At 71.5% G+C, this 2,458-nt stretch carries 2 protein-coding genes and 1 pseudogene; all 3 read left to right on the forward strand.

Going from position 1 to position 2,458, the window contains the following annotated elements; all coding sequences use genetic code 11:
* A pseudogene (locus ON23_RS28085) lies at window positions 1-264 on the forward strand (ABC transporter substrate-binding protein); the annotation flags it as partial.
* A complete protein-coding gene (locus ON23_RS28090; RefSeq protein ID WP_039781931.1) occupies window positions 261-2,195 on the forward strand; it encodes a hypothetical protein in 1,935 nt (644 codons plus the stop codon). The pseudogene ON23_RS28085 and the gene ON23_RS28090, both read left to right, overlap by 4 nt.
* Window positions 2,192-2,458, forward strand: a 267-nt coding sequence (locus ON23_RS28095; protein ID WP_039781932.1) for a hypothetical protein, incomplete at its 3' end; no start/stop codon positions are given. The genes ON23_RS28090 and ON23_RS28095, both read left to right, overlap by 4 nt.

A 2,458-nucleotide genomic window follows, 5' to 3' on the forward strand; every position in this document is an offset into this window, starting at 1 on the left:
GGCGACTACGGCGGCTTCCTGGCGCCCAGCCCGCGCACCGTCCCGGATCACGCGCCGATGCTGGATCCGGTTGCGGGCCAGCTGCATTCGTGGTCCGCCTTCGATTTCGCCGACCTCATCGGGGCCGCCGGCCGGCGCGACGGCCTGTGGCGGGTGCTGACCGACCTGCTCATCACCGTCGGCGATGGCCACGCCGAGCGACTCGACGCGGCGGTCGATCACGCGGTGCGCGCACTCGACGAGTTCGAACGGAGAGCGCGATGACGGCCGGGCACATCCACGCGCACGGACTGGATCTGGAGCCGGCGCTCACACGCATCGCCGGTCCGGTGATCCCGGGACGCCACCCTCGGCGGTGGTCGATGTGGCCCGCGCAGTTGCCGGCACTGGTGCTGATTCTGCTGCTGCTGGTCGGGCCCGCCGCCACCACGGTGTGGACCGCGGTCCGCGCACAGTGGGCGATGGTCGGCTGGTGTGCGCTGCTGGTGGTACTGGTCGCGGCGAGCACGCTGCTGTGGCGCCGGGACGACGCGGTGCGCGCACTGGTGGCGGCGGCCGTGCGTGGTCGCTGGACATTGCTGCGCCATCGATTGTGGCCGACCGTCTTTCGCCGCGAGGCGCCGGACGGCGCGAGCCTCGTCGCGCGGATTCGCCGGCGTTCGCTGTGGTGGCCGGTCGTGGTGGTCGCGCTCGTGGTGACGATCCGGGGAATCGGCGTCGAACTTGGGCCCGGTGGGCGCGGCGCGTATGTCCGGACTCTCGTGTGGGTGCTGTGCGCGCTGGCCGTGCTGGCGCTGGCCTTGGAACTGGCCTGGCGTGGCCGCCGGGGGTGGTGGCCGTGGCCACCGCTGATCCTGCCGTTCGGCGTTTCCGCGTTCGTCGCCGGACTGGCCCTGCGCCTGCTGGCGGAGAATCCCGACTACCGGATGCCGGTCCCGGGCGTGGCCGGCCAACGCGTGTGGCTGATGTCCCTGCTGATCGCCGCCTTCGTCTGGTGCTGGCTGGGAGCGCTGTTCGCGCTGTTCCGCGCCGCGATCGCCGCCATCGAAGCCGATCCGGTGCGGCGCGGCTACCTCGAGGACGCGCGCGGGGCGGGCCGGACCCGGGCCCGGCTGTTCGAATTGGTACGCCCGGTCTTCCTGATTCTCGGCCTCGTCGTCGCCGTCGCCGCGGCGCGGATCTTCGACATCATCCTGATCGCGGTGCCGGGATCGCTGCAGTATTCGCTGGACTCGGCGACCGTGCACTGGTGGCGGCTGGTCTCGGATCCCGACGCCGATCCCGGTGTGGCCGCGGCCTATTCGCTGCCACTGGCGGTGCTGGTCGGTTCGGCGGCGTGGATTCTGCAGACCGACGTGCGCCGCCACCGCGTCGGCTGGATGCGCCGCCCGAGCGCCGATCCGGTCCGCGCGCGACGCACCGCGCGCGGCGTCGTTCGGCTCGTGGCGGTGTCGTCGCTGTCGCTCGGGCCGTTGCTGGCGCTGGTGGTGTTCAGCTGGGTGGGCGCCGACGGGCCCGCCCTCGCCGGCGCCGGATCGGTGTGGCAGCACCGAGAGTTGTTGCATGCCATGGCGAATACCGGCTGGGTGGCGGTGTGGGCCACCGTTCTCGTCATCGGCGCGGCGTTCCCGGTCGCCCATCAGCTGGCCGCGCTGCCCGCCGACGCGCTGCGTTCGCGGATCGCGGTGGTGGTGCTGGTGGTGTTCACAGTGCTGCCCGCGCAGCTCTATGTCGGGCCGATCCGGCGCGTCATCGAGCGGATGGGATTGACCGGGACGTCGTTCTCCTCGCTGATCGTGGTGCACGCCGCGATCGGATTGCCCATCGCGATCCTGATTCTGCGCGGAGCGCTGCTCGCGCCCTCGGACGGTCCGGCGGCCGACGCCCTGCACGGTCTGGCCAAACCGTGGGCCGTGCTGAGCCGTGTGGTGTCGACCGCGTGGCCCGCCGTCGGCGCGGTCGCGGTGCTCGAACTGATCCAGGTGTGGAACGACTTCTTCATCGGCTTGATGGTCAGCGGCGCCGATGTCAGTCCGTGGTCGCTGTTGCTGTGGGGCGACGCGCGGCAATTCCAGGAGAACGCCGCCCATCTCGCGGCCGGGGCACTGCTGTCGACGGTCCCGCCGGTGCTGCTGTTGCTGATGACCTGGCGCCGCTTCCTGGTTCCGGGATTGACGGGCGGGATCGTGCGATGAGCGGCCACTCGCACCGGCCCGAGCACGACATCGCGTCGCAGCTCATCGCCACCCCGAAATCCTCTGTCTGGCAAGGGTTCCTGGGAGCGGCGTGGGTGATGTCGTCGTCGCTGCTGCTCGAGGTGGTCGCGAAACTGCTGGAGGGGTCGGTCGGGCAGAGCCGGGTGCTGAACTCGCTGGCGGGGGTGCTGCGCTGGGTGGCGGTCGCGGTGGTGGCGGCCGCCGCGCTGTACGTGCTGTGGCGCAAGACCATGGATATGCGC

Source organism: Nocardia cerradoensis NBRC 101014 (genome assembly GCF_000308535.1).
GTDB lineage: Bacteria > Actinomycetota > Actinomycetes > Mycobacteriales > Mycobacteriaceae > Nocardia > Nocardia cerradoensis.

What these genes read in the sequence shown, in the direction of transcription:
- ON23_RS28090 (WP_039781931.1), top strand. Translation starts at nt 261, where the DNA reads ATGACGGCCGGGCACATCCACGCGCACGGACTGGATCTGGAGCCGGCG.